Source organism: Terriglobus sp. TAA 43 (assembly GCF_000800015.1).
Classification (GTDB): domain Bacteria; phylum Acidobacteriota; class Terriglobia; order Terriglobales; family Acidobacteriaceae; genus Terriglobus.
The window spans coordinates 3,238,316-3,258,838 of the sequence record NZ_JUGR01000001.1 but is presented as its reverse complement, the minus strand read 5'-3'; the positions used below and the strand labels follow the sequence as shown (position 1 = coordinate 3,258,838).

The 20,523-nt window shown below is 54.0% G+C and carries 16 protein-coding genes and 1 tRNA gene; 8 read left to right on the top strand and 9 right to left on the bottom strand.

The features are described from left to right. Positions 1 to 38 precede the first annotated feature (38 nt). Positions 39 to 1,451 (bottom strand): nucleotide sugar dehydrogenase, encoded by a 1,413-nt coding sequence (locus M504_RS13755; protein ID WP_084214338.1) that lies wholly within the window; start codon positions 1,449 to 1,451, stop codon positions 39 to 41. A gap of 152 nt (positions 1,452 to 1,603) precedes the next feature. After that, positions 1,604 to 2,557: an SDR family oxidoreductase gene (locus M504_RS13750; RefSeq protein WP_047494974.1), complete on the bottom strand. Its 954-nt coding sequence runs from the start codon at positions 2,555 to 2,557 to the stop codon at positions 1,604 to 1,606. A 107-nt stretch (positions 2,558 to 2,664) separates the two neighbouring features. Between M504_RS13750 and M504_RS13745 the strand changes: the two genes are divergently transcribed. The 6 genes from M504_RS13745 (at position 2,665) to M504_RS13720 (ending at position 10,283) form a co-directional block, all read left to right on the top strand. Continuing rightward, positions 2,665 to 3,126: an SRPBCC family protein gene (locus tag M504_RS13745; protein WP_047492337.1), complete on the top strand. Its 462-nt coding sequence runs from the start codon at positions 2,665 to 2,667 to the stop codon at positions 3,124 to 3,126. After that, positions 3,119 to 3,463 (top strand): helix-turn-helix transcriptional regulator, encoded by a 345-nt coding sequence (locus tag M504_RS13740; protein ID WP_198137606.1) that lies wholly within the window; start codon positions 3,119 to 3,121, stop codon positions 3,461 to 3,463. The genes M504_RS13745 and M504_RS13740 overlap by 8 nt, the downstream gene beginning before the upstream one ends. A 171-nt stretch (positions 3,464 to 3,634) precedes the next feature. Next, positions 3,635 to 3,727: transfer RNA gene (locus tag M504_RS13735), tRNA-Ser, on the top strand. Between the two features lie 557 nt (positions 3,728 to 4,284). Further along, positions 4,285 to 6,645: an EcoAI/FtnUII family type I restriction enzme subunit R gene (hsdR, locus tag M504_RS13730; RefSeq protein WP_047492334.1), complete on the top strand. Its 2,361-nt coding sequence runs from the start codon at positions 4,285 to 4,287 to the stop codon at positions 6,643 to 6,645. 3 nt (positions 6,646 to 6,648) lie between these two features. Next, complete coding sequence (locus tag M504_RS13725) at positions 6,649 to 8,109, top strand: class I SAM-dependent DNA methyltransferase (protein ID WP_047492331.1); 1,461 nt, start codon at positions 6,649 to 6,651, stop codon at positions 8,107 to 8,109. Then, positions 8,106 to 10,283 (top strand): restriction endonuclease subunit S, encoded by a 2,178-nt coding sequence (locus M504_RS13720; protein ID WP_047492326.1) that lies wholly within the window; start codon positions 8,106 to 8,108, stop codon positions 10,281 to 10,283. Before M504_RS13725 ends, M504_RS13720 begins: the two co-directional genes overlap by 4 nt. 290 nt (positions 10,284 to 10,573) lie before the next feature. Here the strand turns inward: M504_RS13720 and M504_RS13715 are convergent, their stop codons facing one another. Further along, the gene (locus tag M504_RS13715) at positions 10,574 to 11,224 is read right to left on the bottom strand and encodes a hypothetical protein (RefSeq protein ID WP_047492323.1); all 651 of its coding nucleotides are present in this window, start codon (positions 11,222 to 11,224) and stop codon (positions 10,574 to 10,576) included. A 79-nt stretch (positions 11,225 to 11,303) separates the two neighbouring features. Here M504_RS13715 and M504_RS13710 point away from each other — a divergent pair, with 79 nt between their 5' ends. Further along, positions 11,304 to 11,528: a helix-turn-helix domain-containing protein gene (locus M504_RS13710; protein ID WP_156993769.1), complete on the top strand. Its 225-nt coding sequence runs from the start codon at positions 11,304 to 11,306 to the stop codon at positions 11,526 to 11,528. A gap of 80 nt (positions 11,529 to 11,608) precedes the next feature. Here M504_RS13710 and terL read toward each other — a convergent pair whose 3' ends face one another. From terL to M504_RS22740, 5 genes are all read right to left on the bottom strand, one after another. Beyond that, complete coding sequence (terL, locus tag M504_RS13705; RefSeq protein ID WP_052200731.1) at positions 11,609 to 13,048, bottom strand: phage terminase large subunit; 1,440 nt, start codon at positions 13,046 to 13,048, stop codon at positions 11,609 to 11,611. Then, entirely contained in the window at positions 13,048 to 13,458 is a 411-nt protein-coding gene (locus M504_RS13700) for a DUF5681 domain-containing protein (protein ID WP_052200730.1), read from the bottom strand. Before M504_RS13700 ends, terL begins: the two co-directional genes overlap by 1 nt. After that, positions 13,451 to 14,797, bottom strand: coding sequence for a DNA methyltransferase (locus M504_RS13695; protein WP_052200729.1), 1,347 nt, complete (start codon positions 14,795 to 14,797; stop codon positions 13,451 to 13,453). The genes M504_RS13700 and M504_RS13695 overlap by 8 nt, the downstream gene beginning before the upstream one ends. Before the next feature lie 163 nt (positions 14,798 to 14,960). After that, complete coding sequence (locus tag M504_RS13690; protein WP_047492319.1) at positions 14,961 to 16,622, bottom strand: recombinase family protein; 1,662 nt, start codon at positions 16,620 to 16,622, stop codon at positions 14,961 to 14,963. Next, on the bottom strand, positions 16,615 to 17,082 hold the full coding sequence (locus M504_RS22740; protein WP_052200728.1) for a DUF2924 domain-containing protein: 468 nt from the start codon (positions 17,080 to 17,082) through the stop codon (positions 16,615 to 16,617). The genes M504_RS13690 and M504_RS22740 overlap by 8 nt, the downstream gene beginning before the upstream one ends. Positions 17,083 to 18,629: 1,547 nt before the next feature. On the opposite strand from M504_RS22740, the gene M504_RS13675 reads away from it, so the two are divergent. Next, positions 18,630 to 19,055 carry a hypothetical protein gene (locus M504_RS13675; protein ID WP_047492314.1) on the top strand — a complete coding sequence of 142 codons (426 nt, stop codon included), beginning with the start codon at positions 18,630 to 18,632 and terminating at the stop codon, positions 19,053 to 19,055. Between the two features lie 453 nt (positions 19,056 to 19,508). Here the strand turns inward: M504_RS13675 and M504_RS13670 are convergent, their stop codons facing one another. After that, positions 19,509 to 20,513 (bottom strand): PIN domain-containing protein, encoded by a 1,005-nt coding sequence (locus tag M504_RS13670; RefSeq protein ID WP_052200727.1) that lies wholly within the window; start codon positions 20,511 to 20,513, stop codon positions 19,509 to 19,511. Positions 20,514 to 20,523 lie beyond the last annotated feature (10 nt).

Sequence of the window (20,523 nt, the reverse complement as noted above, 5' to 3'; positions counted from 1 at the left end):
CTATGGCCGTTGGTCTACCGGACTGATCCGCTGAATTATTAGCAGCGAACAATCTTTGGTGACTGAATATGACGTGTGGCGTTTCTCGAATCTACCACCAGCTTTGCTTCCGCAACAATCGTTTCCATCTCGTATGCGGAGTGGTCTGTGGCGATCAAAACGCAGTCAAATTCGCTAACCCGCTCCAGTGGCGTGGATTCCATGTTCAGAGCGTATTTACGGCCGTGTCCCACTTTGGGAAAGAAGGGATCGTTGTAGCTGACATCGCATCCCAGCCCCTGCAATTGTTCGATGATGGCCAGCGAAGGCGACTCGCGCAGATCATCCACATCTGCCTTGTACGCCACGCCCAACACCAGCACCTTCGCGCCCTTGGTTGCGACGCCCTGCGCATTCAACGCACGAGCAACCTGCCGCATCACGAAGACCGGCATGTCCTCATTGACCTCACCCGCAAGCTGAATGAAGCGCGTGGTGAACCCGTACTCCTTGGCCTTCCACGTCAGGTAAAACGGATCCACCGGAATGCAGTGGCCGCCAATTCCCGGGCCGGGATAAAACGCCTGGAAGCCGAAGGGCTTGGTTGCCGCCGCGTCGACCACTTCCCAGATGTCAACGCCCATCTTCATGCAGAGCTGCTTCAGCTCATTCACCAAAGCAATGTTCACGCTGCGATAGATGTTCTCCAGCAGCTTCGTCATCTCCGCCGTAGCGGGCGAAGAGACCGGCACCGTCTTCGTAAAGATCGAACCATACAGCGCACAAGCAGCTTCGGTCGCGGTCTTGTCCATACCGCCGACGACCTTAGGAATCTCGCGACGCGGCGTGATCATGTTGCCGGGATCTTCGCGTTCCGGCGAAAACGCCACCAGGATGCCGTCGACCTTCTCTGTCTCTTCCGGCGGAGCAATCTGTACGTGGACACCACGCTCTGCGCCCGCTTCGGTAAGGATGCGCACAACGATCTCTTCCGTCGTACCGGGATACGTGGTGCTCTCCAAGACAATCAACTGTCCGGGCCGCACATACGGCGCAATCGCATGGACCGTTGTCTCCACGTAGCTCAGGTCAGGTGCATGATGTTCCGTCAGCGGCGTCGGCACGCAGATGAGCACGGCATCCATCTCTGCAATGTCCTGGAAGTTGGTCGTCGCGCGAAAGCCTTTTGCCTGTGCCGCGGCAATGTGTTCCGGTTCAATCCGCCAGATATAGCTGGAACCGCTGTTCAGCGTGTCGACCTTCTTCACATCGACATCGAACCCGGTGACGCGAAAACCTTCGCTTGAGAACAGCAGCGTGAGCGGCAAGCCCACATAACCCAACCCGATGATGCCAACGCGAGCCTCGCGGCTTTGAACCCGTGCTCGCCACTCAGTGAGTGTGGTCACTGTTGGAGCAGTCCCGCTGTTTGCAAGTGCCTGTTCGCTATCTTCGATATTGCCTGTCGCCATACTGCCCCCGGAACAAGCGGTTTCCGCGGGCGAACCTCGCGTTGGGTGAAACCGTCATGATACTTTCCCCAATTGGACGCCCGGGCAGGCTTCAGGTTCCGCGTGGCAGACGCCAAATACCGCCAACGCATTCAACAAATTGAAACAAAGGGCTATGAGCTTTTGGGAAGCTGCTCGCAATACCATGCGACGGTGCGCTTCAGGCCTTCTTCAAAGCTCACCTGTGGATTGAATCCAAAGGCTTGCCGAGCCGCTTCGATGCTTGCCAATGAATCTTTCACGTCGCCGCGACGCTCAGGCCCGTGGACAGGTTCCACCTTGGATTGCAGAAGCTCAGCAATTACGCGGTACGTTTCGTTCAACGTATGACGCTCGCCACAGGCAACATTGAAAATCTTCCCGGCAACCTTCTCCGCAGGGGCGTCGCTTGCTAACAGGTTCGCCTGAACTGCATTCGCTACATAAGTAAAGTCGCGGCCCTGCTCGCCGTCGCCAAAAATCGTTGGCTGTTCTCCTTGCAGCAGCTGCAGGATGAACTTCGCCATCACGCCGGAATACTCTGAGTTCGGTACCTGCCGCGGCCCAAAGATATTGAAGTAGCGCAGGCAGACCGTCTCCAGTCCATACACCTGCCAATAGCTCTTCATGTAGAACTCGCCCGCCACCTTCTGCACCGGGTAGGGCGCAATGGGCATGGGAATCATCGTCTCCACACGAGGGAATCCCGGCTGATTGCCATACGCAGAACTGGACGCCGCATACACGACGCGCTTCACGCCTGCCGCACGCGCAGCTTCAAGCACCTCAAACGTTCCTTCAATATTCGCCACGTGCGAACTGCGCGGATCTTTCACGCTACGAGGCACGCTGGGAAGCGCGGCAAGATGAAAGATCACATCGACACCGTCAGCCGCTTTTGCCAACGCATCGCGATCCGTCAGCGATGCTTCCGTGAACTCAATGCGATCGCGTACGCCCGCAAGATTTTCCGCAAGCCCAGTCGCAAAGTTGTCCAACCCACGCACGCGCTCACCGCGTGCCAATAGCGCATCCACCAGGTGCGAACCAATAAATCCGGCGGCGCCCGTCACCAGAACCGTTCTCATAGCAATCCAGTATGCCAGCAGGATGTGACAAATCGCGACACGCAACTTTCTGGTTGCGTGTCGCGATTGACGATGCAATAGTTATTTGCAACCGGGAGGTTGCGTATATGCAGGACTGCATCGATAAGGAAATTTTCATTGAAGCACCCGTTTCGCGGGTATGGCAGGCTGTGACCAGCGCCGACGAATTCAGCGCGTGGTTTGGTGTGAAGCTCGAGTCGCAGTTCGCCGAGGGCGCAGTGATGGAGGGCATGATCACCAACCCGAAGTACAGCCACATCCGCCTGAAGCTGACTGTCGAAACCATCGAGCCGGAAACGCGCTTCGCCTATCGCTGGCTTCCCTACGCTCTCGATCCGGATGTGGACTATTCCAGCGAAACACCAACCACCGTCACTTTCCACTTCACACCTTCAAACGGCGGAACACATCTGCGCGTCACGGAGTGCGGCTTTGGCAAAGTACCGGAGTGGCGCCGCGAGTTGGCCTTCAAGATGAACAGCAACGGATGGGAGCAGCAGGTAGCACGTATCCAGCGCTACGTCATGACCGGATCGCCCGATGCGTAAGCCAGCGGCAGCCGAACATCTGCGCCAGCAATGCGTCCCCATCTTCGCAGCACTGGGCGACGCTACGCGGCTGTCATTAATGTCAAAGCTGGGCGAAGAGGGCGAGCAGTCGATCCAATCGCTGACCCAATCCACCAGCGTCACGCGGCAGGCCGTAACCAAACATCTGCACGTACTGGAACGCGCCGGTCTGGTGCGCTGCCGGGAGCAAGGCCGTGAAAGGCACTACGGCCTCGCCCCCAACTCGCTGGACAGCGTCCGCGATTACCTGGAGGTCATCGCCCAACACTGGGACGAAACCCTGCTGCGCCTCAAAGCGCACGCAGAACGCAAATAAGTGAGACAAAAACGTGCAAAAAGTGCCTTTTTCGCAACCGAAAACTGCTCTCTTTCGCCACAAAACACAGCAAAAAAGCAAAAATTCAGATTCTGACAAAGGCACGCTATAATCAAACCTGTCTCGCCGTTCCGCGCTGTTTACGCGCGTTTTGAGCGCGCAAGGCTCCGCGGAGAGTTGGCCGAGTGGCTGAAGGCGGCGGTTTGCTAAACCGTTATAGGGTCAAAAGCTCTATCGGGGGTTCGAATCCCCCACTCTCCGCCACTCAGTCTCAGTTTGTTTTCTCTTTCCCCAGGAAACGTAGTTTCTGCCCAACACTTGCGCTGGCAGGGACGAAGTTCTACTCGAGAGAGTAGATCGTTGGGATTTGCGGTGAGGGTTCGAATCCCTGTCTCTCCGCCACGCAGGCTCTGCTTTGTTTCTCTCTCTCGCGAAAAACCATAAGTTATGCCACAAAAGTGGCACTAGGCAGCACGAAGCTCTTTGTAACTCGCGACTCTGACATTAGAGTCGTGTTGACGGCGAACCTATCGAGAGATACAGCCTCCCGGGTCGCAGCGTACAGAGGCGTATGTGCCACTTGTCTGTGGCGAGCGCCTCCTGGTTCACACGCGTGCCCGATATGCTGTCCTTAGCCATCGCCACGCCTCATTTTGTCTAGGTAGTCTTAAAGACGTTAACCGAATTATGTCTATAAAATCATGCTTCGGTGCAACAACTGAACTTGTCCCGAACTTTCACGCGGGTTGCAGCCCTTCGCCGCGATTCGAGTCTTTGCCAATCAATAGACGGTGTGCGGTATACGCAGCCGAGGCTAACGGATGAATAAGAAAGAGCTCACTGAAGCCGACATTCGCACGAAGTTCATCACGCCCGCTCTTATAGAGCATGCCAAGTGGAACCTAATGACCCAGCTTCGTGAAGAAGTCTATTTCACTAAGGGGCGGGTAATTGTTCATGGCAAGACTGTCAGCCGTGGCGAAGCCAAGAAAGTGGACTACCTTCTTTACTACAAGCCCAATGTTCCGATTGCCGTCATTGAAGCCAAGGACAACAACCATGCTTTAGGCGATGGGATGCAGCAGGCTCTTGAGTATGCCGAGACGCTAGACGTCCCCTTCGCTTTTAGTTCAAATGGCGATGGCTTTCTCGAGCACGATCGCACGGCTACCGGTGGAGTGATAGAAAGAGAACTCTCAATAAATTCTTTCCCAACTCCGGATGAACTTTGGGCTCGGTATGCGGCTGCACGCGGTTACACTCCGGCCCAAGCTGCCATAGCATCCCAAGACTATTATGACGATGGCTCGGGGAAGAGCCCACGCTACTACCAACTCACCGCGATCAACCGGACGATAGACGCAATCGCATTGGGTCAGCATCGCATTCTCCTGGTCATGGCGACAGGCACGGGGAAAACCTATACCGCCTTTCAGATCATTTGGAGACTCTGGAAATCTGGAGCAAAAAAGCGAATCCTCTTCCTAGTAGATCGCAATATTCTTGCGGATCAGACCAAGACGAATGACTTCAAGCCATTCGGTCAGGCGATGACGAAGATCACAAATCGCACAGTCGACAAAGCGTTCGAGATTTATTTGTCGCTGTATCAAGCCGTTACGGGAACAGAAGATGAACAGAACATCTATAAGCAGTTCTCACCGGATTTTTTTGATCTCATCGTGGTTGATGAGTGCCATCGTGGGAGTGCAGCAGACGATGCAGCCTGGCGAAAGGTATTGGAATACTTTTCCACGGCAACTCAGATCGGCCTAACGGCTACTCCTAAAGAGACAGAGACGGTCTCAAACATCGAATACTTTGGGGATCCGATCTACACCTATTCCCTTCGCCAAGGCATTAGCGATGGCTTCCTCGCGCCCTACAAGGTCGTGCGAATCGGAACCGATAAGGATCTAGACGGTTGGCGGCCTGAGCGGGGCCAAACTGACAAGTACGGCTTGGAGATTGAAGATCGAGAATACAACGATCTCGATTTTGACCGAAACCTCATTCTCGAAAAGCGTACGGAGCTTGTCGCGGCCAAGATTACACAGTTTTTGAAGGCGACGGATCGTTTTTCGAAGACCATTGTCTTTTGCGAGAACGTTAACCACGCAGAGCGGATGCGACAAGCACTCGTGAACGCCAACGCGGATTGGGCAGCAGCAAATAGCAAATATGTTATGCGCATCACCGGAGACAACGATGAAGGCAAAGCTCAACTAGACAACTTCATCGATCCTGAATCCACGTTTCCAGTCATCGCAACCACCTCACGCCTCATGACCACGGGTGTGGACGCTCAGACCTGCAAACTGATCGTGCTCGACCGCCGTATCGCCTCAATGACCGAGTTTAAGCAGATCATTGGACGTGGTACGCGAATCAATGAGGACTACAACAAGCTCTACTTCACCATCATGGATTTCAAACGTGCGACCGCGCTCTTTGCCGATCCAGATTTCGATGGCGACCCCGTGCAAGTCTACGAGCCTGGCCCGAACGATCCTCCCATTCTTCCCGAGGAACCTCCAGCACCGGCCGATCCTGCGCAGCCCGAAGGTGTGCTGATCAATCCAATCGACGCTGGCTTGGCTGTAAATGGTCATCGGCCTACTAAGTACTACGTCGATGATGTTGAGGTCATCGTAGTCACCGAACGAGTACAGTACCTCGGTGCGGACGGCAAGCTGATTACCGAATCGCTCAGGGACTACACGCGCAAGGCAGTTCAAAAGGAATACCAGTCTCTGAGTGCTTTCCTCACGAAATGGAACGCGGCGGATCGCAAGCACGCCATTGTGGAGGAACTTGCAAAGCGCGGCGTGTTTTTAGATGAGCTCGCGGATCAGATCGGCAGTAATTTGGATGCCTTCGACCTCATCTGTCATGTTGCCTTCGATCAGCCGCCGCTCACCCGTCGAGAGCGCGTTGACCGAGTACGTAAACGAAACGTGTTCGCGAAATATGGTGAGAGCGTGCGCGCTGTACTAGATTCGCTCTTGGAAAAATTCGCAGACGGCGGACTGAACAGCTTGGAGTCAATGGACATTCTCAAGGTCGACCCGCTCTCAAAATACGGAACACCAATTGAGATTCTCCAGATCTTCGGCGGCAAGGAGTTCTATCTTGCTGCAATCCAGGAACTCGAAGCACAGATCTATCAGGAAGCAGCCTAATCAATGCAGAACGTTTCAAACATCGTAAAGACCATCCAGGACATCATGCGCAAGGACGCGGGTACCTACGGCGACGCGCAACGTCTTGAACAGCTTGGATGGATGTTTTTCCTTAAAATCTTTGATGACCGCGAAAAGGAATTAGAAGTCCTCCGTGACAACTACAAATCGCCTCTGCCGAAGCATCTGCGCTGGTGTAACTGGGCCGCCGACGAAGAAGGCATGACAGGGGATGGGCTTCTTGACTTTGTCAACAACGCGCTGCTTCCCAAACTCAAGTTGCTTACGGGAGGGACGGACAAGATCACGGGCCTCATCCGCATGACATTTGAGGATGCCAATAATTACATGAAGAATGGCACCCTCATGCGGCAGGTGATCAACAAGATCAATGGTCTTGACTTCAATGCCTCCGACGATCGCCACATGTTCGGTGACATCTATGAGAAGCTGCTCAAGGATCTTCAGTCTGCCGGTAACGCCGGTGAGTTCTATACGCCGCGTGCTGTCACCCAGTTCATCGTGGAACAGGTTAATCCACGCCTCAGCAAGCGGGAGACAGTTCTAGATCCAGCCTGCGGAACCGGTGGCTTCCTGACCTGCGTCATCGAGCATCTCCGCAAGCAGGCCAAGACCGCTGAAGATGAAGCCTTCCTTCAAGACTGTTTCTCGGGTATTGAAAAGAAGCACCTGCCTCATGTGTTATGTACGACGAATTTGCTGTTGCACGGCATCGATGTGCCGTCGAATGTCCGTCATGACAACACACTGGCGCGGCCGCTCCGTGATTGGTCGCCCAAGGAGCGCGTGGACGTCATCGTCACCAATCCTCCTTTCGGCGGCATGGAAGAGGATGGCATCGAAGCGAATTTTCCGTCGGAGTTCCGCACTCGCGAAACGGCGGACCTGTTTCTGGTGTTGTTGATGAAGGTTCTCAAGCCGGGCGGCCGCGCTGGCCTTGTGCTACCCGATGGCACACTCTTCGGCGAAGGCGTGAAAACACGCATCAAGGAAGCGCTGCTCACTGAATGCAACCTGCACACCATCGTTCGCTTGCCGAACGGCGTATTCAATCCCTACACAGGCATTCGTACCAATCTTCTCTTCTTCACTAAGGGCCAGCCGACCACAGAGACCTGGTATTACGAGCATCCTTACCCGGCCGGGGCCAAGAGCTACAACAAGGGCAAGCCGATCCGCATTGAAGAGTTCGAGCCGGAGCGAAAGTGGTGGAAGAAGCGAGTCGAAGGTGAACAGGCGTGGCGTGTCTCAATCAACCAGATCAAGCAGGGAAACTACAACCTCGACCTCAAGAATCCGAACACGCTGGATGTGGGCCCCGGCGATGTCGATCACCTGCTGCCCGCATACGAAAAGCTCCTCTCGCATATCGCGGAAACCCGTGCCGCTTTAAAGCAGGAACTGCACCATGCGCTCAATGCCACTGTTGGGAAGGACGCATGAAACTGGAAATATTCTTCGAGAAATTCGACCAGTTCGCGGACGCCCCTGATGCAGTGGCAAAGATGCGGGACCTCGTTTTGCGCTTGGCAATGAGCGCTAAGCTCGTTGAGCAAGATTCAAATGAATTGAATGGTTCTAAAGTATTCAACGCAATTCAGGAGGCAAGAGCTAAGCAACTGAATTCCCCAAAAACCTCCTTGGTCGCGGCTAAGGACTGGGAAACCGCTGGAGATGATTGTGAATTACCAAACTCCTGGCATCGTTGCGCTATCAGCGATGTATGCGATCTAAAAACCGGAGCAACCCCAAGCACGACGGAGCCACGTAATTTTGGGGGTAATACGCGTTGGCTGCTTTCCGGAGACATCAATCGAGGAGAAATATTTGAGTGCGAGGGGCGCATTACCGAACGAGGGATAGCAAATAGCAATTGCAAGCTGATCCCAGAAGATTCTGTGTTGATTGCTCTGAACGGTCAAGGAAAGACCAGAGCAACTGTAGCACTCTTGAGAATCGAAGCTGCTTTGAATCAGTCTCTGGTTGCGATGATTCCTTATTCACGTAATCACCTACTCCCTGAATTTCTGTTCTGGAATCTGCGAAGCCGCTATCGTGCTATTCGTGAGATTACCGGGCATGAGCAACGTCGTGGCTTGAACATGAAACTCGTCGGAATGCTTAGTCTGCCACTTCCGCCAGTAGAAGAGCAGAAACGAATTGTGGCCAGGGTTGAAGGGTTGATGGCGCTGTGTGAACGGCTAGAGGCGCAACAGAAGGAACGGGAGAGGCAGCATTCCGCGCTGAGCCACGCAGCCATCGCTCGTTTTTACCATTCCCCTTCCCAAGCCAATCTCAATTTCCTCTTCCATCCCTCGTATTCCGTTTCCTCTACGGATCTCCGCAAAGCTGTCCTCAGTGCAGGCATTCAAGGACATCTTTCGAAACTTCTCGCAGGAATCGCAACCTGGCCTAGAGTCACTCTGAACAGCATCTGCCTTCAAATCACTGATGGTGAGCACGCCACTCCCCAGCGTGTCAGTGAAGGGATCCCTTTGGCGACAGCGAAGAACATTCGCGACGGATTTCTCGATTTGACCAAGACGGATTGGGTTGCTTCGGATACAGCCGAGAGATGCTGGAGGAGATGTAAACCCCGACATAATGACATATTGATGGTTTGTGTTGGAGCAACAACCGGACGGATCTGCCTGGTTCAGGACCCTCCAGATATGGTCTTGGTTCGTAGTGTTGCGCTAATCCGTCCGAATGAAAAACTCGTTTTGCCTTCTTATCTAGAGCTCTTCCTGCGGAGCCCCGAGGGACAGTCTCTAGTGTGGGGTAATGTCAAGCAAAGTGCGCAACCGTGCCTCTACCTTGGGAAGATCAACTCGTTTGAAATGCCTTTGCCCACACTCGAAGAACAACGTCACATAGTTGCCAAGGTCGACCGGTTGATGATCTTGGTCAATCAACTGGATACCCAGCTCCGCTCATCGCAGATGGAGGCGACGCAACTGCTCGATGCTGTGATTCATGAACTTCTGCATCCCACCGCTGACATTATCGACCGCGCGTCGCAGCGCGCAGCGATTGGCTGTTACGCCATTGAACACCTTTCACGAAATCCGAGTTTCGGTAGGGTGATGCTGATGAAAGCTTGCTACCTCGCGGAGACGCACCTGGGGCTACCACTGGGCTGGCGGCCCATGCGCCAAGCTGCCGGTCCTTGGGACCCCTGGATGCAGGACTTCGAGGGCTTGGGAACACGCACCGACTGGTTCGCGGTAACCGAGAAGATTTTCAACAATGGCCGCAGCAAGATTGAATACTCCCCAAAGAAAGCTCTGAAGGCCAAAGCTGAAGAAGCCATCACAGTCCTCGGCAGTCAGAAAGCCGAATTTGATCGCCTGCTGAACCTGTTCGCGGACAAGAAAACCGAAGAGGCAGAGATCATCACCACGCTCTTCGCTGCCTGGAACGACTTCCTCATCGATGGCCAGATACCAACCGATGACGAAGTCATCCATGAAGTTCGCGAAAACTGGCACCGCTCAAAGGAGCGATTCAGTCCAGCCCTGCTTCGGCGATGGCTTGCTTGGATGCGTAGCCATAGCCTGACGCCGAAAGGCCATCCCCCTCGTACCAGACAGCAATTAGCTTTTCAACTCAAGTAAGTTTCCTGCCCATATGGCAGCGCAGGTTGCCCGGCATGGCCGGGAAAGTCGCGACTGAACGCCAGCTACCGAACATCAGTTCTCATTCGGAACGTTCAACGACCTTGCGGTCAAACTGGACTCCCGCAGCGACCGAATAGAAAAGTGGATTCAGGACAGGTCGGGACGGAGATCGCACCGCATTACAGTGCGATCTCCGTCCCTTAATCTGGGGAGTCAGTTAAGGAGACCCTTGCGGCGTCTCGGCTCTAGGATTGATCGATTCTACAAACCGAACTAGGCCTATCTTCTCAGTGTTCTTCTTGAATTTCGCTGGGCTGGTCTCCGTCGGAGTGCGGCGGGGGAGCAGTTTGGACTTCAGGTTGTTCCGCATCCGTAGGTCGTGGAGTTTGAGGTTGTGGTGTCTTAGGTTGCGGGGGCGCAGGCAGGGTGCCGTACCCCTGGAAGCTAACAGTTGCGATGTTACGTTCTACACCGAGGCCATTCACAACGCGCATCGGACGTTGAATCACTACCCGCCAAGGTCGGCCCAACTCGGGCTTCGGAGAATCCGTTGCTAGGTGAACCGCAATCTGGCCACCGAAATCGGAGATCGTGTCCTCTCCAATGAGTACATCGTAGATCGCAGTATTTTCGTCGATCATATTGGAATATCGAAGCGAGTTGAATGGGAACTCTACCTGAAAGCGTCCGAGTCGATCGACCATTGGTATACCTCTGGTAGTGAGAACCGCTTGTTGGCCGTTGAGCATGTATGGATTGCGAGCGAGGTCATACGGCTTAACCACCTGATTCGCATTTTGGGAGTGACTGGTCACAACGTCTGCGGGATGTCCGCTGACTCTTGCATTGTGAGTGTTTGAGTCGTTGTCCTCGCCGTACCAAATCAAGAAGGCATAAACCGCTATGACAGTAAGGATGATGACCAGAAGGGTTCTCAAGACAGTTTTCATAGGTTCGAGTCGCTAATGTCTGGCATACCAGACACGAACAGCTCGATCCTAGCTCCACTCTGGGAGAGTGTCCACTGGAAAGAACCGCCTTCTCGTCGATCTGGGAATGCGAATCCGCGAGCGGCGTGTCGCCAAGAATTGGACGCAAACAGACATGGCTGTCTATCTCGGTTTGAACCGCGGCCACATCTCCGACATCGAGACCGGTAAGCGCGAGGCCGGTATCATCACGTTGCAGATCATCGCCCGCGGACTCGATACGACGATGTCGAAATTACTCGAAGATCTCTAGGTTGCCTCAGCCTACGATCGACGAAGCATCCACCCAATGCCGAGTCCTAGACGATGAGCCAGTTGGCTTCTGCAAATGACTTAGCTTCGCCCCAGCATCGCCCAGGTATTGAGCTCATGGAATCTCTTTGCATAGTCCAGTGCTTGCATGGTCGAGTCGACCTGATCGTCATACTTACCGCCCGGAAAACTGAGCAGCTCCTTCACGTACGTGTCGAGCCATGGAGCCGACTTCGGCAAAAGCACATTCCCCGCCTCGAACTCGGGAGTCTGCATATGAACGCGCATGATTTTGTCTGAGCCAGCAGGCGGGTCATAGGGTTTGACCTGAAAGATGCCATCTGCCCTGAGATCCTGACAGAGCTGAATCCCTGAAGCGCGATTTTCGATGATGACCTGGGTTGCGTTCCACTGCTTCATGTGGCTGACAATCAGTTTCTTGAGGTCTGGATAATTAAGCTGCTTTCTCAGTACATTCAGAAGGTAACGCTTCTTCCCTACAATTGCCCATGTCGTGCAGACACTGAAGTCGCATAGCTCGCTGCTCTTGTTCGCGGTGTCCCAGCTCTGGAGTATTAGAGGTCGCATCGGGAGTGTGTTCTCTTCATAGATACGCAACCACTCTTCCAGGATGATGTTGCCACCCTCTGGTATCGGATCCTGCTGATATTGTGCGTTGAAATTGAAGGGGCCGATCTGATCCCGTATTGCGGCGAGCGCCTCAGGGGTGTCGCGGCGCGGTTCGAGTATTTCGCCAGCAGAACGAGAAAAGTGAACGGGCCAAAGAGGCCCTTCAATGGTGATGCTCTCGTCCATTTCAGCGACGGCTGGGAGTGAGAGCACCTCCCATTCTGAAAGAGACTGTACGTGGCCAACGAGATCGTCCTGATGGAGACGCTGCATCACGATGATGATCACACCATCCTTCTTGCTGTTAAGGCGACTCAACAGAGTATTCGAAAACCAATCGTTGGCTGCCTTACGGCTGGTTTCTGAGAGAGCGTCGATGGGTTTGAGAGGATCGTCAAGAATCAAGAAGTCCGCTCCTCGTCCTGTCAGCGTGCCCCCAACGGAGGTGGCCATTCTCCCTCCGCTGGCAGTGGTGTTGAAGTCATTCACGGCGTTTCTTTTCCCGGAGATCTGAGCCCTTGGAAACAATCTCTTGTACCAAGGGGACAACATCACCGTGCGGCAGTCACGCGCAAGCTTGTCGGCCAAGTCTTGGCCGTAGCTCGCACAGATCACCTGCTTCGAAGGATTCCTGCCGAGTAGCCAAGCTACGAATGCCACGCTGACAGTGAATGACTTCAATGAGCGCGGAGGAAGGTTGATGATGAGACGCTTGCACTTCCCTTCTACGCACTCCTGAAGCTTCGCGGCAATCAGAGGAATGTGCTGACTCTCGAGAAATTCAGTGCCGGGATGTATTTCACTGAAAGCGCGCTCAATGAACGTGTAGAGATCGACTCGGAGCATCGCCCGAAGTTCCTCAGCTGAAAGTTCCAGGTCTCCGGTAGCCATCACTTTGAGGTCTCCTTTTCGGTGTTCGAGTTGGTTGCACGTTGTAAGCGACGTTTGAGACTTGCCATAATAGCCGCGTCACTCTCGGTTTCGGTAGGCACCGCATCGACCTCTTCAAGCGCATCGACGTACCGCTTGAGTGCAATCGTTTCCCTTATGGCACGCTGATCCCCCTTCAATGCTCCATTGACCATCTGGGCAATGACTATCTCGACCTTCGTCGCCTTTCTGCTCTTGCCGTTCTCCGTCACAATGATCTCCTCGTGGAGCACGGCCCGGACTATGGTTGCGAGATTCTTCCGTCCCGGTGGGCGCCCGGCAGGGTTCCCCGATTGTCCGCGACGAAATTGCGAATGCCGCGGTGGCTTGCCGTAACCAACTTCATAATCGCTGTCATCTTGGTTAGCCATGAATCACCTCTTCGTTCGCTTCTTCCGTCATGATGTTGTCCTCGAACGCACGCCCGCTCACAGCGTTGATCGCCTGCTCACCAGTGATTGCTTGCCAACGGCGAATGGCAACATCCACATAGAGAGGATCAAGCTCGAGCGCATAGCAGATGCGCCCCACACGTTCCGCGGCAAGGAGTGTTGTCCCGGAGCCGAGAAACGAATCTAGGACGATGTCGCCACGCTTTGAGCAATCAAGAATGGCATCAGCAACCATGGCGATTGGTTTCACCGTCGGATGCAAGCTAAGAAGATTCTCTTCACCCTGTCGGGACATCGTGCTTGCAGACGGGTATTGCCAGACGTTCGTACGGTTGCGTCCGTACTTCCCGAGCATGATGTTGTTGCGGTGAGGGCCTCCGTTGGTTTTGAACACGAAGATCAATTCATGTTGAGAGCGGTAAAGGGATCCCATGCCGCCGACATCCTTCGCCCACACACAAAGGCCCAGCTGTTTGTCATAGACAGGTTTAGCGGCCTCAATCAGCTCCCTCATGTGACGCCAGTCCATGCAGAGGAAATGCACCGCACCACAATCGCTATGTTCGGCAAGAAGCTCGAAACTGCGATTGAGGAACTGTGTGAACTCGTGCTCGTCCATTTCTCCGGACGCCATCGCGAACTCGCGGTGCTCGATCTGCCCATTGCCGGATGCGTGCCCATCGATAGGAACGTTGTATGGCGGATCAACAAAGACCATACCTGCACGTCGGCTGTCCATCAGGGTTTGAAATGACTTCTGCTCAAGCGCACTGCCGCAGAATATGCGATGGTGTCCGAGCATCCAAAGGTCTCCAGGTCGAGATATGGCGACCGGATGTGTAGGCGGAATGGTTTCTTCCTCGTCCGCCGTGCTGGAAGCTTCTTCAAGTAGAAGGTCAATTTCAGGGACCTCGAAACCGGTCAACGTCACATCGAGGCTGAGATCGAGAGTCAGAAGATAACCGAGCTCGATCTTGAGAAGGTCGTTGTCCCAACCGGCAAGTTCCGCGAGCCTGTTATCTGCGATGACATAGGCGCGAATCTGATCGGGAGTTAAGTGCTCGAGACAGATCGTCGGCACGGTTGTCATGTTGAGTAACTTGGCTGCCTCAACGCGACCGTGGCCAGCAATGATCGTACCGTCCGTCTGGATCAAGATCGGATTGGAAAAGCCAAATTCCTCGATGCTGTTTTTGATCTTGCGGATCTGACTGCGCGAGTGGGTGCGTGCGTTGTTGACGTGAAAATTGAGCGATGCGAGTGGTCTATATTCCAGAGCAAGCTTTCTGGATGTTGACTTCGTGTCTGTGTCATTCATGAAATTCTTTACCTCTCAGAAGAAGCCTATGATGGCTGTCAAGCCCCTCTGAGCGGCGAAATTTCAACCCGTCTTCGTTGCCATTGATGAAGGCAAAGCCGCGGAAAACAAATGATAGTAACGATGATAGTAGTTAAGGATTAGTCATCATCCGTAAGTGGGCTTACGCGAATGCCTTACGTTGCGCCTGCCAATCAAGAGGAACGTTTCCGAGAAAGGTATCGAGACACCAATGCGGAGGTTGTGTACCTTCCAGAATCTCTTCTGTTATCTCTGGGGAGAGGAAAGCAAGCGGTAATAGACGACTCACGTAACGCTCGTCCAAGCCCTCTTTCGCGGCCAGGTCACGTTGACTCGAGACATCGCCGCTCATCAATCGATCAAGCCATTCCCGCGCCCGCACAACCGCGGCAACCAACGCCGGAACTTCTCGTCTCGATCTTTCGCTGTCGCCTTCGATCTTGAACCGAAGCTCTCCACCAATCCGCATAGGCACAGCCGGTAGTTGAATCTCTATCTCCGCGTCGATGTGTGAGTCACAGGAAAGCCCAAGTATTTTCCTCACGTTTTTTTTGCAGATGAACATGCGCACATGGCGCTCATCTATAACGACCCGCCTCACACAATCGGCAATGTTGGGTGTTCCTAGAGGTTGTCTCTTGTACCTTTCGGAGGATCTTAAGATCGCATTCATCTCAGCGGGATCTGATGGGCGATCCGCAATGATAGCGATCAATCTCTGCGGATTGCCGATGAGATTTGTCACACCATCGCAGACAATCGATTCGATTCGTCCAGCAGGGAGACGGTACATCGATCCGCCTTTTCCCTTATTCCCATGGATGATCGCTTGTGAGACGTAGTAACGATAGCGACGTCCACGCTTGGTCGTGTGAGAAGGGGTGAAGCGATTCCCTGCTGCATCGAATAGACGCCCAGTGAGCAAGCTGACCTCACCGTCACTCTCGTGGGTATTGTCTGAGGGACGATTCGTGACGAGCAACGTCTGCACGTCATCCCAGACGGCCTGATCTACGATCGCTTCATGTTGTCCCGGATAGCACTTGTCCTTGTGCCGAATCTCGCCCAAGTAGATACGGTTCTTTAAGAGTTCGTACAGAGCGCCACGGGAGAATGCCGCATCACCTGAGCTGCGTCCCTTCCTGCTGAGTCTCTTCTTACTCCGGATGCCCAGTTCATCGAGCCTGCCCTGTAGCTTCGTGACGCAACCTAATTCGAGATAAAGGTTGAAGATTTGGCGAACGCGAGCCGCTTCTTCCTCCTGAACAATCAGACGTCGATCGTGCAGGTCATAACCCAAGGGCACGACTCCGCCCATCCACATGCCCTTCTTTTTCGACGCCGCAATCTTGTCACGGATACGCTCGCCAGTAACTTCTCGTTCAAACTGAGCAAACGAAAGAAGGACGTTCAACGTGAGACGCCCCATCGAATTCGTCGTATTGAATTGCTGAGTGACCGATACGAAGCTCACACCCTCGCGATCAAACTGCTCCACGATCTTCGCGAAATCGGCCAAGGATCGAGTGAGCCTGTCTACTTTGTAAACAACGACCGTATCGATTCGCTTTGCGGCTATGTCACTAAGGAGCTTCGCCAAGCCGGGTCGTTCCATGTTGCCGCCCGAGAAACCACCATCGTCATACTCGGTACGCGTGACTTCCCATCCCTCATGCTTCTGGCTGAGGATGTACGCTTCGCAAGCCTCACGCTGTGCGTGGAGGGAGTTAAACGTCTGATCAAGCCCCTCTTCGGAAGACTTCCGCGTGTAAACCGCACATCGCACGGTCTTCGTATCAGGCATCACGTCGATCCTTAGAGCGAGTGCCAAAGAATGCTGGCCCGGACCATTGTGTTCCCGTGATCCGCTTCGCAATTGGGCTCAGCTTTTTGAACGTCTCTCCTCGATAGACGAAGCCCGACGCGGTCACGATGACCTCGTGAGTTTCTCCACCCCACGTCCTCACCAGCTTCGTGCTGCCTGCGGAATCACTGCTAACACCGGTTACATTCGTCTTTTGAGGCTTGCGGGGTGCCTCACGTAGAAGCAACAGTTTCCGTCTTGCAGAGTTCGACAAACCTCCATGAACCACTTCTTGAAGGCGGTACGCAAGGATGGGAACAATGAGCTCTTTTCGCAATGTATGGTGGGGCGGAGTTTGATACACCTCGTCCCAAACCTTAAGAAGCTTTCGCTTATCCATCGCCGGAAGCGCTGCTAATTCGTCCGCTATTGCAGCATCCGACTTTTGCGTGGATATCATCTGTCACCTCGAACATGGACATTTCCGCTCTGCTCGGGCGAACAGTCAAGACGAAAGTTGTGTTTTGGAATGAGGAGTAGGAGCAAGAGGATTGGACAGTATGGCCCGTGGGCACTTCCGATATGCCGGCTTATCGTTACCCCAGATCGCACAACAACGGCTTAATTTCGCCCCAACTGAAATCCGAAATGCCTCTATACTTAAGCGCAATGCAGGCCCTACAAGCAAGAAGGTGTTTCCGAACGATCATCCTCTTAACAGTGACGGTCACCTTATTGCTGGCGCTGCTGATTCCGCACCCTCAAAATCATCATGGGACAGCGCTCGCAACAATCCCGTTGTTGCTTCTATTCTTGTTCGGAACTGTCCAGACACAAACGGCCTCCTTGCTGGCTTGCTCACTAGAGCCAAGTGCTCGACCGTTGCCCTGTCGCCCCACACTCTTCCAAAGACCCCCTCCGTCTTTGTTCGCCTAGCAGCCCACGACAGCCCGCGAAGGGATCGCCACGCTCTTGCGTGCGGCGTTTAGTCATGCCTTTAGACAACTTGCGAGGACACTAGTGAAATTCGTCTTTGACGTTCTGCCCTTCGGCGGGCTTTTTCTCCTCTCTCTCCCGTTCACGATTGCGTTCTTCTTACAGCGATATCGTTGGAGGCGACGAAAACGGCAGGGCAAGAGCAAATGGGGGTTTTATCCGAGTTCCGCATCGTTAGGAAGTGCACTGCAAGAGCTGAGTGTCATGGCGCAACCTCAGGTAGAACACGTTCTTGAGGAGAGAGTGAGCGTGCACGCTGAGGACGATGGTGAGGGCGGCCCTGAGGATCCGGTCGCCCATTTACATAAGCAAGCGGTCAAGAGAAGAAGGGGTGAAAAGCTTGATCGGTTTACAGCAATCCGTAGACCCTAGCTTCGAGGCAACTCCGAGAGACTAGCACTCCGTCGCTACCGATAAACGCGGTTGTCGATCATTGATGCCTTCTGACGATAAGCCGACTTATGAGGACTAATCTGGGTTGGATGAGTGCATTGGCGATTTGGCTCCATTCCTCGCGTGCAAGGCGTACAGCAGCGATTATGACCGCAGCGATCTCTAGCGTGGATACAGATCGACTTGTGATCCTGACTCACTGACCCGCCTTCACTTAGGAGACGGTGTGCGCTTAACCATTTCTTAGAAGGCAAGAAACTTAGGCGACGGCGTCGTTGGGCCTGTGACGTCCGCTGACGTCCCTCATCCTGGTCCTTCAGAACGCATCCGTCTGATCCGTTCCTGGTGATGAAGCTGAGGCCGTCGCAGACTACAGAGCGGTGCTCTCACATGATGCCTGCGTCAAGTCCGTACCGGTCGTGGATATGCTTCGAAATTCTGATCGCCTCAGGACGGAGAAATAGTCGTTCTCGAAGGCCGATACCTGCTCACCAGAGCCGGACGTTTGCCCTGTGAGGGCGATAGCGTGTGAGACCTGCGCGGAGCCATCGAAGACCCGTTTTCGGTGTGAGAGCATCGTAGAATCGGCATGAACTTGCTTAACGTCTGAGGAGAGTCATGCAAACGCAAACAGTCACCTTGATCGTCGCGGGCCTTGGAATCACGGGCACGCTCCTCGGAAGTGTCCTTTCTCAATGGATGACGCGCAGGTCCCAACATTCTCTTTGGCTCCGCGATCAGCGCAAGCTGGAATGGCGAGAGCTTTTGAGTCGCCTTACCGAAACGTTCGCAACGATCGTTCGACTCGAGAACTCGGTGCTTAGTCCCGAAGAGAAACAGGAACTTGATGCCGGAAAGATGGCCGCAAACAACACGCTAGAGGATCGTCTCTTCATCGCCCCTGATGTGGCAACCATGGGTATCACAGAGGCATGGACAAAAGTCTTGAACTCCGTTCGAAGAGGAGCACTAAACGAGGCTGACAGTCGCTTCCGCGACCTAAAAGCGGATATCGTCGTGGCGGCACTCAAAAGTATCGAATGAACACCATGGCCTCGGCTTTTTGACGCATGCGTGTCTAGGGGAAGGAGTAGAGTGCCGATCTTCTATGCCGTTGGAAGATGTTGTGCAGCGCAGCTATTTCTGAGTTGAAATGGCCGCCGCCAAGCGTGTAGAGAAGTGGGAGCACACTGCCACCGGTTAATCATCGAGTCTGCGTTCGCGAAGTTTCTATTGCCGAATCTACGCCTGTGACTCTTTGCAGAAGGTGGACCGGATCGACGTACGTGAGCCTGAATAGGCAGGATGGCCTACGGAAGATTATCTTGGCGATAGCCCGAGTCGATCAGTGCATCGGCGATTCAGCACTCGTCGTGAGATCGGCAAGGAGTGATCGGCTGTTTTATCTCTAATCCCAGTCCGCTCACACCGATCACGTATCGAGCATGTCCCATTCCTCGCCTAGTACCCGCCGAAGCGCTGAAAGCTTACCGTTGATCATGCCCCACTCGAAGTCATCCCAAGGGCCAGAGTTGTCATTGCCAAGCCTGCGTTCGGCTTTCTTTGCGGCCTTGAGCGCACTCTCCAGATCGTGTCGACCGTGTGGTTTTGACCATAACCTCTGTGCTGCTTGAACTTCGCTTCCCACTCTTCCCGCGTGACGATCTTGTGCTGCCCTCTCTCAATTCTCCACGCCAGATTCTTGTGCCGGTTGTACCAAACTTGCGTGGTCAACGTGTCAATCGAGCCGAGGACTTCGGCGAGCGGCCTGGGCTCTTCCACCCATTTCTGTTCGATCATGAGATCTGCAAACTGCCCTGGCCGAATACTCCGCAAAGCCTCGCCAAGGGTGATGAAATACAGTGATATCGCCCTTGAAAAATACGCGGCCATGTCAGGATGCGGGAGTTTATTGCTTGCTGCCGGGTGGCTGAAGTCCTTTGTGTTGTGGGTGACAAAGGCGAAGCGCGTCCCTGCCGGAGCCCTGCTGGCAACGCGGTCAGCATAAGTTTCGATCAGAATCGCATCGTAAATCCCGTGGCGTTGTCGATGAAACGGAGCCCGCTTGTCGATGGCGCACTGGGCCGCTCGCAGCTTCACTGCGTCGGTGGTTTCAATAACAGGTGTCACGGCGAAAAGCTTTTCAATTCGCCCGACCGTTTCCACGGCGGCTTCACCCAAAGACGATAGCCGGTGCTCAACCTCATTGAGTTGACGCAGAACGTTGCGCTTCTGGCGAGGGTCGCCGATTTTTTCGACCACATCTTTCACCCGTTTCAATGTGCTCGAGAGACTGCGTGTGCTGTCTTCAACAATTCGGGACTTATCCCGGGCAAACTCGTCTACTACGAATCTCGGCAAGATGATCGCTATATCCTTTTCGCGCACAAGTTCTTCGAGCGCGGCCAAGATTGCCTGCTGCTGCTGGTCTTTGGCTGCATCTATCCGGACGCATGTATCAATCAGGACATGGAAGGTCGATCGGCTGGTATATCTGGGCACGCGCGCCTCG